Raw genomic sequence first — 13,765 nt, forward strand, 5'->3', positions numbered from 1 at the left:
TTCGTGAGTAATAACAAGAAAAGCCCAGCACAAGCACTTCCCACCGCCGGCGAAGTGATCGGCACCGCTACCCACCACGAGCCCGATAATCTCGGGCAGTGGGGCGACTTCGGTGGCCGTTATATCCCAGAGGCCCTCATGGCCGTGATCGATGAGATCACCGACGCCTGGGGCAAGGCGAAGACCGATCCGGAGTACCTGGAAACGCTCGACGATCTGCACCGCAACTACTCGGGCCGACCGTCCCCGCTGTACTACGCAGAGCGGTTCTCCAAGCACGTGGGTGCAGAGGTGTGGCTCAAGCGTGAAGACCTCAACCACACGGGTTCCCACAAGATCAATAACGTGCTCGGCCAGGCCCTGCTGGCCAAGCGCATGGGCAAGACCCGCGTGATCGCTGAGACGGGCGCCGGCCAGCACGGCGTCGCAACCGCCACCGCGTGTGCCCTGCTCGGCCTGGAATGTCGCATCTACATGGGTGCAGTGGACGCCCAGCGCCAGGCGATGAACGTCGCCCGGATGAAGCTGCTGGGAGCGGAAGTCGTGGAGATCGAGCTCGGCTCCGCCACGCTGAAGGACGCGATTAACGAGGCCATGCGCTACTGGGTGGCCAACGCGGACGACACTTATTACTGCTTCGGCACCGCCGCCGGCCCACACCCATTCCCGCAGATGGTGCGCGACCTGCAGCGCATCATCGGCACCGAGGCCCGCGAGCAGATCCTTCAGGGCGCTGGTCGCCTCCCAGACGCCGTCGTGGCCTGCGTGGGCGGTGGCTCGAACGCCATCGGTCTGTTCCACCGGTTCATCGAGGACGAGTCCGTCGCGCTGATCGGCGCCGAGGCCGCGGGCGACGGCATGGACACCGGCCGTCACGCCGCACCCATCAACATGGGTCGCCAGGGCGTGTTCCAGGGCTCCTACTCCGACCTGATGGAGGATGAGGACGGCCAGATCATCCCGTCGCACTCCATCTCCGCCGGGCTCGATTACCCGGGTGTGGGCCCTGAGCACTCCGCACTGCACGCCGAGGGGCGCGCGGAATACTTCGCCATCACCGATGCCGAGGCCATGGAGGCCTTCCGCCTGCTGACCCGCTTGGAGGGCATCCTGCCGGCCATCGAGTCCGCCCACGGTGTGGCCGCTGCTATCAAGTACGCCGAACGCGAGGATAACCCGTTGATCATCGTCAACGTCTCCGGCCGCGGCGATAAGGACGTCGCGACCGCCGCGAAGTGGTTCGCGAAGGAGGGTAACTAAATGAGCCGTTTGGAGCAGATTTTTAAGGACGCCAAGGCCGAGGGGAGGGCGGCGTTCGTCGCCTACTACCCGGCAGGTTTCCCGACGGTGGAGGAGTCCGTCGAGAACATCATCGAGCTGTCCAAGCACGCGGATCTCATCGAGGTGGGCATCCCGTTCACGGACCCGATGATGGATGGCCCGACGATCCAGCACGCCGCGGATATCGCCCTGGAGAATGGCTTCAAGGTCAAGGACACCATCGAGGTCGTTCGCCGGGCCACCGAAGCCGGCGCGAACTGCGTGGTGATGACCTACTGGAACCCGGTGCTGCAGTACGGCCCGGAGCGCTTCGCCGCCGAGTTCGCTGAGGCCGGTGGCCTGGGCAGCATCATCCCGGACCTGCTTCCGGAGATGGCTGGCCGCTGGAAGGCCGCCTGCGATGAGCACGACCTGGACCCGGTCTACCTGGCGGCCCAGTCGACCACGATGGAGCGGTTGGAGATGACCGCGAACGCCGGTGGCGGGTTCATCTACGCGGCTTCCCACATGGGTGTCACCGGCGCCCAGGACGAGGTCGACAAGGGGGCCCAGGAGCTCGTGGAGCGCTGCCGGAAGGTCACTGATCTGCCGGTGGCCGTGGGCCTGGGTGTTCGAGACGGTAAGCAGGCCGCGCAGATCGCGGCCTTCGCCGACGGCGTGATCGTGGGCTCCGCCCTGATCAACGCCACGGAGCAGGGCACCCTGGTGGAGGTCGCAGCAGACCTGGCCGCCGGCGTGCGCGCCAAGGCGTAGGGGAGTAGCCACGCATGATGGGTGCGACGGACACCATGCTGCTCGCCGCGATTCCTTCGCCCCCGCAGGGCGTGTGGTACCTGGGCAGCTTCCCGCTGCGTGCCTACGCCCTGTGCATCCTCACGGGCATCGTCGTGGCGTACTTCTGGTCGCGGAAGCGCTACGCCGATCGTGGCGGTGACCCGGAAGTCGTGGTCGACGCGCTGCTCGTCGCCGTACCCGCGGGCATCATCGGCGGGCGGATTTATCACGTCATCACCGACCACGATAAGTATTTCGGGCCGGGGAAGAACCCCGTTGACGCGCTGAAGATCACCAACGGTGGCCTCGGCATCTGGGGCGCGGTGATCCTGGGTGGGGTGGCCGTGGCGCTGCTGTTTAAGTTCAAACGTCTCCCACTGATGCCCTTCGCGGACGCCATCGCGCCCACCATCCTGCTGGCACAGGCCATCGGCCGGTTGGGCAACTGGTTCAACCAGGAGCTCTACGGCGGTCCCGCTGACGGCCCGCTGGCTTTGGAGATCTACCGCCGCGTCGACGAATCCGGCTACCTCGCGCCCGTCACGGGGCGTTCCACCGGGGAGGTCATCGCCACCGTCCAGCCCACCTTCCTCTACGAGATGGTGTGGAACATCCTCATCGTCTGCCTGCTGGTCTACATCGACCGCACCCGCCGGCTGGGTGGCGGCAGGGTGTTCATGCTCTACGTGGCTGGCTACACCCTGGGTCGCTTCTTCATCGAGATGCTGCGCACCGATCCGGCGACGACGGTCTTCGGGGACGTCCGCATCAACGTGGTGGTCTCTGCCGTGGCGTTTGTGTCGGCTGCCATCCTGTTCTGGGCGACCCGGAACCGACGTCGGGAAACTCCCGAGTACGTCCGCGGCGATGCGGAACTAAGCACCGCGTCGGAGTAAAAAACACGCCCCAATTACCCCTTATGTAGCGGGGGTCGGCTGCTCCTGGCTATTCTGGGGAGCTGTGAGCAGAAGAACAAAAATCGTGTGTACGCTCGGCCCAGCTGTGGCCGATAAGGATTCGATTCGCGGGCTGATCGACGCGGGCATGAATGTCGCGCGCCTGAACTTTTCCCACGGGGAACACGCTGATCATCAGCAGAATTACCAGTGGGTCCGCGACGCCTCGGCGGAGACCGGCAAGCCGGTCGGCATCCTGGCCGACCTGCAGGGACCGAAGATCCGCCTCGGCCGCTTCGCCGAGGATAAGACCTACTGGGCGACCGGCGAGACCGTCCGCATCACCGTGGAGGACATCGAAGGCACCCACGACCGCGTCTCCACCACGTACAAGGGCCTTGCGCGGGACGCCCAGCCGGGCGACCGCCTGCTCGTCGATGACGGCAAGGTCGCGCTGATCTGCAAGGCTGTCGAGGACGACGACGTGGTTTGCGAGGTCGTCGAGGGCGGCCCGGTCTCCAACAACAAGGGCGTGTCCCTGCCGGGGATGAACATCTCCGTCCCGGCGCTCAGCGAGAAGGACCGCGAGGACCTTCGCTTCGCCCTGAAGATGGGCGTGGACTTCATCGCCCTGTCCTTCGTGCGCTCCCCGGCGGACGTTGAGCTCGTCCACGAGATCATGGACGAGGTCGGCCGCCGCGTGCCGGTCATCGCGAAGCTGGAGAAGCCGGAGGCCGTCGACGCACTGGAGCCGATCATCCTGGCCTTCGATGCGATCATGGTTGCCCGCGGTGACCTGGGTGTGGAGGTGCCGCTGGAGGACGTCCCGCTGGTGCAGAAGCGCGCCATCCAGATCGCCCGCGAGAACGCCAAGCCGGTGATCGTGGCGACCCAGATGCTGGACTCCATGATCGAGAACTCCCGCCCGACCCGCGCCGAGGCCTCCGACGTGGCCAACGCCGTGCTGGATGGTGCGGATGCGGTCATGCTGTCCGGCGAGACCTCCGTGGGTAAGCACCCGATCGCGACGGTGGAGACGATGTCCCGCATCGTCGTTGCCGCCGAGGACGACGGCGAGGCCCCACCGCTGACGCACCGCCCGCGTACCCGCCGCGGCGTGATCTCCTATGCGGCGAAGGACATCGGCGAGCGTCTCAACGCGCGCGCCCTGGTGGCCTTCACCTCCTCGGGGGATACTGCCAAGCGCGTGGCACGCCTGCGCAGCTACCTGCCGCTGCTGGTGTTCACGCCTTCGCAGGACGTGCGCAACCAGCTGTCGCTGACCTGGGGTACCGAGACGCTGCTCACCAATGACGTCGACTCCACTGATGACATGATGCGCGTGGTGGACGAGTCCCTGCTCAGCAAGAAGAACTACAACTACGATGACCTCGTCGTGGTCACCGCGGGCTCCCCGCCGGGGATCCCGGGCAACACCAATATGATCCAGGTGCACATGCTGGGTCAGGAGCGTCGCCGCTAGGCAGAGCGCGCGAGCGTGAAAAAGGGGCCGGGCTCCTCGCTAAAGAAGCGAGCCCCGGCCCCTTTCGCTGTACTTAGCGCGGGTGGGGCAAAGCAGGTGGAGCGAATACTGTGGTGCGGGCGCCGCAGGAGGGGGGCAACCCCAGGCGGGCTAGACCCCCAGGTAGCCCAGCACCGCTGCGGCGGCGGCCTTGATGCCGGTGTGCACGGAGCCTTTCGCCGGGGCGAAGTCGCTGGCGTGGTTCCCCGGCGCCGGGGTGGCTGCGTCCCACTGTTCGGTGGGGGTCACCCCGACCGTCCAGAACAGGTACGGGCAGCCGAAGTGGCGAGGGATCTCGGAGAAATCCTCGGAGGCGGTCCACCGCTCTGAGTCCTGCGACTGGCCGCCGAAGACCTCGTCGAAATAGGGGCGGACCGTGCGGAAGAGCTCCGGATCGTTATCGGTCAGCTCGCCGCGGGCGGAGTACTCGATGGTGGGCTCGCCGGTGACCCCGGAGGCCAGGCACTCGCCGCGGATGACCCGCTCAATGGCCTCGTAGGTGCGGTCGCGCACCTCGGTGTTGTAGAAGCGGCAGTTCAGCACCAGCTTCGCCTCGCTGGGGATGGTGTTATTCGTGTGCCCGGCGATGAGCGAGCCCACGGAGATCACTGCGAAGTCGTTCGGGTCCACCTCGCGGCCCACGATGCCCTGCAGGCGCACGACGATCATCGCCGCGACGTAGCTGGGGTCCAGGCCCAGGTGCGGGGAGGAGGCGTGCGCGGATAGGCCGGGGATCGTCACGGTGATGGTGTCGCACGCCGCGAGCACGGGGCCTGCGGCGGTGTAGACCGTCCCCTGCGGGCCCGCGACCACGTGCTGGCCGAAGCAGACATCGGGGCGGGGGATCGCATCGGCAAGCCCGTCCTTGATCATGTTGTTCGCGCCCTGAGTGACCTCCTCGGCGGGCTGGAACAGGGCGATGAAGGTGCCCGACCACGCCTCGCGGTGGGCGTCCATGACGGCGCACAGCCCCAGCAGGGAGGAGGTGTGGACGTCGTGCCCGCAGGCGTGCATCACGCCGTCCACGGTGGAGGCGTAGGGCAGCCCGGTGGTCTCGCGGACCGGCAGGGCGTCGAAGTCGGCGCGCATCAGGGCGGTGGGCCCCTCACCGTTGCGGAAGATGGCGACGATGCCGTGGCCGCCGATCCCGGTGGTGACCTCGCAGTCGAAGTGGGCGAGCTTCTCCGCGATCGCGTGTGCCGTGTGCTCCTCCTGGAGGGAGAGCTCCGGGTGGGCGTGCATCCACTCGTAGAACTCCTGGGTCCACCCCAGGTCACTCCCGGGGCCGGAGCCCAGGGAGTTGATCAGCTCCGCGACCGCCTCTGGTGCGGCCTGGGCGGGGGAGGTGGAGTCGGATGCAGACATGCGAAAACTTCCTTTCTTCAGCGTTCAGCCTTCAGCCGTGCGTGACTGCGGCGCGGCACCTGCGAGGTAGCGGTGCTGCGCGCTGCTAGCGGATCGCCGGGTTGTACTTCAGCTTGTTGGGGGCGTGCTCGATGTCCTCGCCGAGCTTGATTCCCGGCGCCAGGCGCCCCGCGGCCTGCGCGGCTTCCAGGCGGTGCAACACCAGCTCGCAAAGCTCCTGCGGGGTGATGGTGTTGATGTAGATCTTCGTGCCGCCCTCGAAGCCGGCGAGGGTGGAGACACGCCACTTAATGACGATGCGCCACGGCATCGGCACGTCTACGTCCATCGGCCGGTGCAGCCACTCCTCGTTGCAGGGGATGGAAGGGCCGCTGGCGATGTGGCAGGCGTGCACGAGATCCGCGACACCCGCGCGTTCCTCCGGAGTCATCAGCCACGGCTCGGTGGTGGCGGACTTGGAGAAGACCTCCAGGGTCGGCCAGCGGTGCCCGAAGCCGGCGAAGGCGATGGCGTGCTCGTTTTCGGCGAAGACGAGGTTGTGGCGGGCGGCATAGTCCACGGCCCACTCGTTGTACATATTCGGGTTGTTGCGGACCAGGGAGATCTCCCAGTCGTTCTGCAGCCCGTGCTCGTCAATGGCCACGAGCTGCTTGTGCAGGTGCTCCATCGTGGCACCGGAGGGTTCCAGCCAGTTCTGGAAGGCCGCGACGTAGCGGACGTAGCGGTTCGCGCGGTAGAGCTGGTCCATCCCGTCGACCGTGAACTCGATGAACAGGCGGTGGTCCTCCCAGCTCATCTCGCCGGAGGACGCCAGCTGGTCCGTCGTTGTCGCCCCGGGGACGTAGTGGTCGCGCGCGATGACGACGTCGTGGCCACCGGCGAAGAGTGCCGCACCCATCTCGTGGAGCGTTTGGTAGCGGCGCTCCTCGGTGAACAGCTCGTCGATCTCCGCCTTCGGGGTGCCTGCCGCGGCGAGTTTGACGCGCAGGATGTTCTCGACGTGGTCACAGCCGGCTTCCTCTCTGAGGTAGTCGGTCATGTGCTTCGCCGCGGCGGGGTTCATGCGGTAGCCGTAGTTCAGCGCCCAGTAGTCGTAGGTGAGGATCTCGTAGAGGTTCGCCACGCGACGGAAGAGCGGTTCGCTGTCCTCCAGCTTGCTGGCGACGACGCCGCGGTCGATGCGGACCTCGCCGTTGATGTCCCGGACCATGCGGGCCTTTTCCGGGGGAGTGTCGAGCTTGCGGGCGATGCCGAAGTCGCTGGCCCGGTCGCGGTCAGCGATGGGCTCCTTGGCCAGCTGATAGGGCTCCATGGGGCGGTGACCACGGCCGGGGACAGTCCACACCTCGGTGCCGGAGAAAGGATTGACCTGCTTGATCGTCCCGTCGGGGAGCGTCGTCAGCGGGGGAACCGGGGCCGGGATGCGTCCTGAATTAGCAATCACACCTGCCGATCCTAGCTAATCAATCAGCAAAGCTGCCATACTTGGGCGCATGCCAAAGATTAGTTTTAGGATCTTGTCCACCGCTGCCCAGCGCGACGAGATCGAGCAGGATTTCCGCACCCTCATCGACTCTTTCGGGCCCCGCCTCGACGCGGAACTGGCGGTGAAGACCGGCCTGACCCCCGACCCCGAGCTGGAGACCACCTGGGTGGAGCTCTTCGGGGAGACCTCGGAGGACGACCCGACTTCCGGGACCACCCTGGACGTCGCCGTCGCGAACTACGAGGGCGGGTCGATTTCCGGGCTGGCGATGCAGTTCGCACACCTGCTCACCGTGATTGAGGATGAGCCCGCCGAGCCGCTGCTGCGCGAGGTGAAGGACGACCCGGGCACCCCGCGGGTGCCGTGGCACCTCGAGGTCGCCCCGTAGCGGCCAGGCTGTAGAAAACCATGTTTGGAGCGCTCACCCCGTCGCCCAAGAAGGCTAGAGCGCTCACCCGCGGGGAGCACACCCCGAAAGCGAATGAGCGCTCGTGCCTAGCGAAGCCTCTAGCTCCTAGAGCAGGCTGGAGAGGAACTCCTGGGTGCGGGGGTGCTGGGGGTTATTGATGAGATCCTCGGCAGGACCCTTCTCCACGATCACGCCGCCGTCCATGAAGGCCACCTCGTCGGCGACCTCGCGGGCAAAACCCATCTCGTGGGTGACGACCAGCATCGTCATCCCGTCGTCAGCCAGGGAGCGCATGACACCCAGCACCTCGCCGACGAGCTCCGGGTCCAGGGCGGAAGTCGGCTCGTCGAAGAGCATCAACTTCGGGCGCATCGCCAGGGCACGCGCGATGGCCACGCGCTGCTGCTGGCCACCGGAGAGCTGCACCGGGTACGCGTCCCGCTTGTTGGCCAGCCCGACCTGCTCCAACAGGGTCATGGCGTAACCGGTGGCGGTTTCCTTGTCCTCGCCGTTGACCAGCACCGGAGCCTCGATGATGTTCTCGAGCACCGTGCGGTGGGGGAAGAGATTGAAGTGCTGGAAGACCATCCCGATGCCGCGGCGCTGCTTGGCGGCCGCTGCTTCCGAGATCTCGTACAGGGTGCCGTTTTTTTCCTGGTAGCCGATGAGCTCGCCATCGACCTCGATCCGGCCAGCGGTGACCTTCTCCAGGTGGTTGACGCAACGCAGCAGGGTGGACTTACCGGAACCGGATGGCCCGATCAGGCAGGTCACCGACCCCTTAGGGATCTCAAGGTCGATGCCCTTGAGCACGTCGAGGCGGCCGTAGTTCTTCCACACATCGCGGAAAGCAATCATGGGGACGTTCATCGATCATTCTCCGTAACGCTGTCGTCGTCCTTGATGGAAATATTGCGCGGCGGCACGCCTTCCGCATCGGTGAAGGCGGCGAGCTGGCGGGAAGTCAGCTGGCGGGAGGACCCGCGCGAGAAGTAGCGCTCCAGGTAGTGCTGTCCCACCATCAGCACGCTGGTGATCACCAGGTACCAGCTGGCCGCCACCAGCAGCAGCGGCACCGGCTGGAAGATGCTGTTGGAAATGTCCGTCGCCTTGCCGAAGAGCTCGCCGGAGTACGGCACCACAATGACCAGGGAGGTCGTCTTCAGCATGCTGATCAGCTCGTTGCCGGTCGGCGGGATAATGATGCGCATCGCCTGGGGCAGCACGGTGCGTCGCATGTTCTGCCACCAGGTCATGCCGAGTGCCTTGGACGCCTCGGACTGGCCTTCTGGGACGGCCTGGATGCCCGCGCGGACGATCTCGGCCATGTAGGCGGCCTCGTTGAGGCCCAGGCCGATGACAGCGAGCCAGAACATGTTGGACAGGAAGTCCTGCATGTCGATTTCCGCGATGCCGATGTTGACCACCTGGTAGATCGAGCCCAGCAGGCCCCAGAACATCAGCTGCACGTAGACCGGGGTGCCACGGAAGACCCACAGGAACAGCCAGGACACGCCGCGCAGCACGCCGTTGGGGGACATGCGCAGCACGGCGATGATGGAGCCCAGCACCACGCCGAGGATCATGGCTAGTACCGTCAGCAAGATGGTGTGGCCTGCGGCGACGGCGATGCGCGTGTCGAAGATGTACTGCCGGTAGGTGTCCCAGCCATAAGCTTCGTTGCCCGCGGCGCTGATGAGGAACCACGCCAGCAGGATCACGAGCACGGCGGCGGTGATCCAGCGGCCGGGGTGGCGCAGCGGGACTGCCTTATTGGACGACGGCCGGCGGCGTGGCTCGTCGGAAATCACGGTTGTCCGGGAGCTGTTGTTAGCGGTGCTCACGGCGCCTCCTGTTCATCGTGCGGTTGGTGCCCCGGCGCTTGCGGTTGCCGGTGGCGGCGGGCAGCTGGTTGTGTCGCTGGCGGGCCTGGGGCAGTGGCTTCAGGTTGAAGGTCACCTCGTCGAGGGCGCCTTCCTCCAGCCCCCAGGGCTCGAGGATCTTCTCATAGGTGCCATCGTCCATCATGTCCTGCAGGGCCGCGGCGAAGGCGTGGCCCAGCTCGGAACCCTTCGGGAAGGCCCAGCCAAATGGGGCGGTGTCGAAGGCGTCGCCGATCTGGACGAGCTTGTCCTCCGAGCGCTGGATCGCGTAGGCGATGACGGAGGAATCCGAGCTATAGGCATCGGCGCGCTTGAGGATCGTGGCGGTCGCGGCGGCATCGGCGGTGGGGTAGACCAGCTTGTCGATTTCTGGCTTTCCATCCTCGACGCAGGCCTGGCTCTTCTCCTCGACCTCGTCCGTGTCCGAGTAGGTGCCCTTCTGCACCGCGACGGTCAAGCCGCAGGCATTGTCCGGGTCAATGCTCTTTTCCCGGCCTGGCTGGGTTGCCCAGGCGATACCGGCGCTGAAGAAGTCCACGAAATCGTAGTTCTTCTGGCGTTCCTCGGTATCGGTGAAGGCCGACGCGCCGACGTCGATGGTGCCGGCGGAGACTGCGGGCAGAATGAGGTTGAAGTCCATCTGGCGCGGAACGACATCGAGGCCCAGCTTCGAACCAGCTGCCCTGACCAGATCCATCTCGAATCCGATGATCTTGCCCTGCGAGTCCTTGAACTCATTGGGGGCGTACGGGGCGTTCGCGGCTGCCGACAGGGTGCCCTTGTCCTGGAACTTCTGGGGCACCATGGCGACCAGCTCCGGTTTGGCCGGGGGGAGGATCTCCTCCCAACCATCGGGGTTGCCGAGCTCTTCATTAGTTACGCACCCGGTGAGGACGAGGGCTGCCGTGGCGAGGATCGCCGCCACAGCAGACCGGTGTTTCGGGTGATTGTTCATGCGGGCAATATTAACGGATGACCAGCTGGCGCTTAATATCGGATGCTATGGATGCCAGCTTTTCTTCCGGTGGGGCCGATGCGGGTCGCCGTTACGCTGTCCTGGCCTCCCCGGTGGGCAGGCTGTGGCTCATCGCTGAGGGGGAGTTCCTCGTCGGTTGTTGGTTCGATCAGCCGGACAGGATTCCTGACCTCACCGGGGTGATGGAGGTTCCTGCTGAGTCCGACGCGGTTCTCGGCAGCGCGGCGAGTATTCTGTCCCGCTTCTTCGACGGCGACGTCGCGGCCCTGGACGAGGCCCGGGACCTGCCGCTGGCGCCGTCTGGTACCGCGATGCAGCAGGCCGTGTGGCAGGAGCTGCGGCGCATTCCGGTGGGGCAGACGCGTAGTTATCAGGAGGTAGCGCGTAGCATTGGGCGGCCGAAGGCGGCACGGCCAGTGGGTCAGGCCGTGGGCCGCAACCCCATCAGCATTCTCGTGCCGTGCCACCGCGTGGTGGGGGCCGACGGGTCCCTCACAGGTTTCGGCGGTGGCCTGGAGCGCAAGATCGAATTATTGACCCGCGAAGGAGTAAGTCTATGAAACGCCACATGGTGCATGGGTACCTGCAGGAAATCCTGGAGGACCTGAAGGACTCCGACGGTGGCGAGGTCGCGGACTACATCCCGGAGCTGGCGACCGCCGACCCGGAGCCGTTCGCGGTCGCGCTGGCCACCACCGACGGCGCCGTCTATAGCGCGGGTCTCAACGAAGGCGACGACGAGCTGGAGTTCACGATCCAGTCCGCGTCCAAGCCCTTCGTCTATGCCGCGGCGATCCAGGAGCGGGGGCTGAAGAAGGTGCGCGCCACAGTGGGCATGGAGCCCTCGGGTGAGGCCTTCAACGAGCTCAGCCTCGACCCGGGCAGCAACCGGCCAATGAACCCGATGATCAACGCGGGCGCCATCGCGGTTAACCAGCTCATCAACGGCGAGGACTCTACTGTCGAGGAGCGCACCGAGGTTATCCGGCAGTTCCTGAGCGAGCTGGCGGGCCGGGACCTGGAGATCGACTACGTCGTCTGCGACTCCGAGCTGGAGGTCGCGGACCGCAACCTCTCCATTGCGCACATGCTCCGCAGCCACGGAATCATCGAGGACATGGCTCACGACGCGGTGGAGAGCTATACCCAACAGTGCTCCGTCAAGGTCACGGTGCGGGACCTGGCGGTGATGGCCGCGACGTTGGCGAGCGGGGGAATCCAGCCGCTGACGGGCAAGCGCGTGGTCTCCTCGCTGGTCTCCCGACAGGTGCAGGCGGTGATGTCTTCTGCCGGGATGTACAACCTCGCGGGCCGGTGGATGTCCGTGGTCGGCATCCCCGCGAAGTCCGGTGTCTCCGGTGGCATCATGGGCACGCTGCCCGGAGTGATGGGGCTGGCCACGTTCTCGCCGCGATTGGATAAGACGGGAAACTCGGTGCGCGGTGTAAAAACTTTCCACCGTCTCTCGGAAGACATGAGCCTGCACCTGATGGGCCTGCGCCAGCGCGGCGATACGGCGGTGCGCGACATCATCACCCGCGAGGACGGGCCGGATGGTCGCACCACCACTATCGAACTCCAAGGAATCATTGATTTTGCGGCTGCGGAGAACGCGTGGCGTACTATTCTTCAAGAAGAAAAACTCGCCGACCGGGTGGTGTTCGATCTCTCCGAGGTCGCTTCGGTTAATGACATTGGCCGACGCATGGTCGTCCAGGGCTTCCAGGGCCTGCGCACCGCGGGCCGCAACGTTATCCTCAAAGACCCCCGAAAGCTTTTCCCTGAATTGTCATGACTCCGCAGCCCACGGCCCAGCCCGTGCAACACCAGTCCAAGCGCTTACCCGGTAAGCCGTGGGCCTACCTCGCCGTCATCGCCGCGATTTTCGTCGTGGCTCGTGCCGAGCTCAGCCAGCAGATGCTCAGCTCGAAAGCCTCTCTCTTCCGCGTCCCCATCGACTTCATCGTCTACCGACGAGGCGGAGCACTGGTGCAGCAGGGTCAGGACGTCTACACCGGCGGGCTCGTGGGCAAGCTGCCTTTTACCTATCCGCCGTTCTCGGCGTGGTTGTTTAGCGCATTCTCGCACGTCCCCGCAGTAGTGGGGGCAGTGTTATGGCAGTTCGGTGCCTTCCTGCTGTTGCTCATCATCCTCGTGGCGATCATTGCCGAGCGTGGCTACCGCGTGAGCGGGGCGACAGTGGGATTTGCCACCCTGCTCGGTATCGCGAGTTTCGCGCTCGTCCCGATCCGGGAGGGCTTCTTCTTCGGCCAGATCAACCTGCTGCTCATGGCATTGGTAGCAGCGGACGTGCTGCGGTCCCCAGCCAATCGGTGGCGCAGCGATATCGGGATTGCGACGGGGATCGCGGCGGGCATCAAGCTCGTGCCCGCGTTCTTCTGGCTGGTATTCATCGTCCGGCGGCAGTGGTGGGCGCTCGCCCGCTCGGTCGCCGCTTTCTTCGTGACGGTGGGCATCGGCTTTCTCTTCGTCAAGGACGCCGGCACGTACTGGGCCGAGAAGATGCTCGACTCCTCACGGGTTGGTGAGGCGATCAACCCCGGCGCCCAGTCTCTGGGAGTGGTGCTGGAGCGCTCCTTCCACACGGAGAGCAAGCTCTTCTGGGCGCTGGGCTGTGTACTCATCCTCGGCGTGACCGTCGCCGTGCTGTGGCAGGCGCACCGGCAGGATCACCGCACCGCCGAGCTGGGTTTTGCTGGTGTCGCGTTGGTGATGGTCTCGCCGTTTTCCTGGATGCACCACTGGGTCTGGGTGATCCCGGTGCTGCTCTGCGTGGCCGATCAGGTGATCACATGGGTGCCCCGGTGGTGGGGGACGCTGCTGGCGATTCTGGCAGTGGGGGTGTGCGCGGTACCTTTCATCACCCGCCATATCGTCCCGGCGATGGGGCTGTGGCACCAGGTGCGCTGGCCCGGGCCCTTCGCCATGGGTTATGTGCTGTGGGGCATGGTGCTGCTGGTGCTGGCCGCGGCCGTGCTCTGGTGGCCGGTCGTCATGGCGCGTGCGCACCGGGGTGGGGAGAGCGAGCCCAGCGTTACTGAAGGGGAGCGGGCCGCCGCGCCGGGCAGTGAGACACCGGATACAGGAACGCCGAGCGCTGAGGCCCCGGGCGCTGAGGCCCCGGGTGCTGGGGCGGCGACGTCCTAGCTGGC

General features: G+C 65.8%; 13 protein-coding genes. 8 read left to right on the forward strand and 5 right to left on the reverse strand.

Annotated features, from left to right (window positions below):
• Nucleotides 1-3: 3 nt before the first annotated feature.
• The 4 genes from trpB (at nucleotide 4) to pyk (ending at nucleotide 4,434) form a co-directional block, all read left to right on the forward strand.
• A complete protein-coding gene (gene trpB / locus QP997_RS05980) occupies nucleotides 4-1,260 on the forward strand; it encodes a tryptophan synthase subunit beta (protein ID WP_284846549.1) in 1,257 nt (418 codons plus the stop codon).
• The gene (gene trpA, locus QP997_RS05985; protein WP_148812013.1) at nucleotides 1,261-2,034 is read left to right on the forward strand and encodes a tryptophan synthase subunit alpha; all 774 of its coding nucleotides are present in this window, start codon (nucleotides 1,261-1,263) and stop codon (nucleotides 2,032-2,034) included. It begins immediately after the preceding gene.
• A 14-nt stretch (nucleotides 2,035-2,048) separates the two neighbouring features.
• Nucleotides 2,049-2,951: a prolipoprotein diacylglyceryl transferase gene (lgt, locus tag QP997_RS05990; protein WP_284846550.1), complete on the forward strand. Its 903-nt coding sequence runs from the start codon at nucleotides 2,049-2,051 to the stop codon at nucleotides 2,949-2,951.
• A 64-nt stretch (nucleotides 2,952-3,015) separates the two neighbouring features.
• Nucleotides 3,016-4,434 carry a pyruvate kinase gene (gene pyk / locus QP997_RS05995; protein WP_070758086.1) on the forward strand — a complete coding sequence of 473 codons (1,419 nt, stop codon included), beginning with the start codon at nucleotides 3,016-3,018 and terminating at the stop codon, nucleotides 4,432-4,434.
• 150 nt (nucleotides 4,435-4,584) lie between these two features.
• On the opposite strand, the gene QP997_RS06000 is transcribed toward pyk, so the two are convergent.
• Together QP997_RS06000 and QP997_RS06005 are read right to left on the reverse strand one after the other, a co-directional pair.
• Nucleotides 4,585-5,838 carry an amidohydrolase gene (locus tag QP997_RS06000; RefSeq protein ID WP_284846551.1) on the reverse strand — a complete coding sequence of 418 codons (1,254 nt, stop codon included), beginning with the start codon at nucleotides 5,836-5,838 and terminating at the stop codon, nucleotides 4,585-4,587.
• A gap of 85 nt (nucleotides 5,839-5,923) precedes the next feature.
• Nucleotides 5,924-7,282, reverse strand: a complete 1,359-nt coding sequence (locus QP997_RS06005; RefSeq protein WP_148812007.1) for a DUF4921 family protein — start codon at nucleotides 7,280-7,282, stop codon at nucleotides 5,924-5,926.
• A gap of 49 nt (nucleotides 7,283-7,331) precedes the next feature.
• Here QP997_RS06005 and QP997_RS06010 point away from each other — a divergent pair, with 49 nt between their 5' ends.
• Complete coding sequence (locus tag QP997_RS06010; protein WP_148812005.1) at nucleotides 7,332-7,712, forward strand: hypothetical protein; 381 nt, start codon at nucleotides 7,332-7,334, stop codon at nucleotides 7,710-7,712.
• A gap of 126 nt (nucleotides 7,713-7,838) precedes the next feature.
• Here the strand turns inward: QP997_RS06010 and QP997_RS06015 are convergent, their stop codons facing one another.
• From QP997_RS06015 to QP997_RS06025, 3 genes are read right to left on the reverse strand one after another with little or no spacing between them, the layout of a single operon-like run.
• Nucleotides 7,839-8,603 (reverse strand): amino acid ABC transporter ATP-binding protein, encoded by a 765-nt coding sequence (locus QP997_RS06015; protein ID WP_070758094.1) that lies wholly within the window; start codon nucleotides 8,601-8,603, stop codon nucleotides 7,839-7,841.
• Nucleotides 8,600-9,544 (reverse strand): amino acid ABC transporter permease, encoded by a 945-nt coding sequence (locus QP997_RS06020; protein WP_284780157.1) that lies wholly within the window; start codon nucleotides 9,542-9,544, stop codon nucleotides 8,600-8,602. The genes QP997_RS06015 and QP997_RS06020 overlap by 4 nt, the downstream gene beginning before the upstream one ends.
• A gap of 19 nt (nucleotides 9,545-9,563) precedes the next feature.
• Nucleotides 9,564-10,571, reverse strand: a complete 1,008-nt coding sequence (locus QP997_RS06025; protein ID WP_284846552.1) for an ABC transporter substrate-binding protein — start codon at nucleotides 10,569-10,571, stop codon at nucleotides 9,564-9,566.
• Between the two features lie 47 nt (nucleotides 10,572-10,618).
• Here QP997_RS06025 and QP997_RS06030 point away from each other — a divergent pair, with 47 nt between their 5' ends.
• The 3 genes from QP997_RS06030 to QP997_RS06040 are packed head-to-tail and all read left to right on the forward strand — an operon-like array spanning nucleotide 10,619 to nucleotide 13,760.
• On the forward strand, nucleotides 10,619-11,152 hold the full coding sequence (locus QP997_RS06030; protein ID WP_284846553.1) for a methylated-DNA--[protein]-cysteine S-methyltransferase: 534 nt from the start codon (nucleotides 10,619-10,621) through the stop codon (nucleotides 11,150-11,152).
• Nucleotides 11,149-12,387 carry a glutaminase gene (locus tag QP997_RS06035; RefSeq protein WP_070761925.1) on the forward strand — a complete coding sequence of 413 codons (1,239 nt, stop codon included), beginning with the start codon at nucleotides 11,149-11,151 and terminating at the stop codon, nucleotides 12,385-12,387. The genes QP997_RS06030 and QP997_RS06035 overlap by 4 nt, the downstream gene beginning before the upstream one ends.
• On the forward strand, nucleotides 12,384-13,760 hold the full coding sequence (locus QP997_RS06040; protein WP_284846554.1) for a glycosyltransferase 87 family protein: 1,377 nt from the start codon (nucleotides 12,384-12,386) through the stop codon (nucleotides 13,758-13,760). Before QP997_RS06035 ends, QP997_RS06040 begins: the two co-directional genes overlap by 4 nt.
• The last annotated feature ends 5 nt before the right edge of the window (nucleotides 13,761-13,765 follow it).

It is taken from the genome of Corynebacterium sp. MSK039, assembly GCF_030232315.1.
In the GTDB taxonomy this organism is placed as follows: Bacteria; Actinomycetota; Actinomycetes; order Mycobacteriales; family Mycobacteriaceae; genus Corynebacterium.

Coding starts and splice junctions, on each gene's coding strand:
- QP997_RS06015 (WP_070758094.1), bottom strand. CDS start 8,603: ATGAACGTCCCCATGATTGCTTTCCGCGATGTGTGGAAGAACTACGGC.
- QP997_RS06010 (WP_148812005.1), top strand. CDS start 7,332: ATGCCAAAGATTAGTTTTAGGATCTTGTCCACCGCTGCCCAGCGCGAC.
- lgt (WP_284846550.1), top strand. CDS start 2,049: ATGATGGGTGCGACGGACACCATGCTGCTCGCCGCGATTCCTTCGCCC.
- trpA (WP_148812013.1), top strand. CDS start 1,261: ATGAGCCGTTTGGAGCAGATTTTTAAGGACGCCAAGGCCGAGGGGAGG.
- QP997_RS06040 (WP_284846554.1), top strand. CDS start 12,384: ATGACTCCGCAGCCCACGGCCCAGCCCGTGCAACACCAGTCCAAGCGC.
- QP997_RS06000 (WP_284846551.1), bottom strand. CDS start 5,838: ATGTCTGCATCCGACTCCACCTCCCCCGCCCAGGCCGCACCAGAGGCG.
- QP997_RS06025 (WP_284846552.1), bottom strand. CDS start 10,571: ATGAACAATCACCCGAAACACCGGTCTGCTGTGGCGGCGATCCTCGCC.
- QP997_RS06035 (WP_070761925.1), top strand. CDS start 11,149: ATGAAACGCCACATGGTGCATGGGTACCTGCAGGAAATCCTGGAGGAC.
- QP997_RS06030 (WP_284846553.1), top strand. CDS start 10,619: ATGGATGCCAGCTTTTCTTCCGGTGGGGCCGATGCGGGTCGCCGTTAC.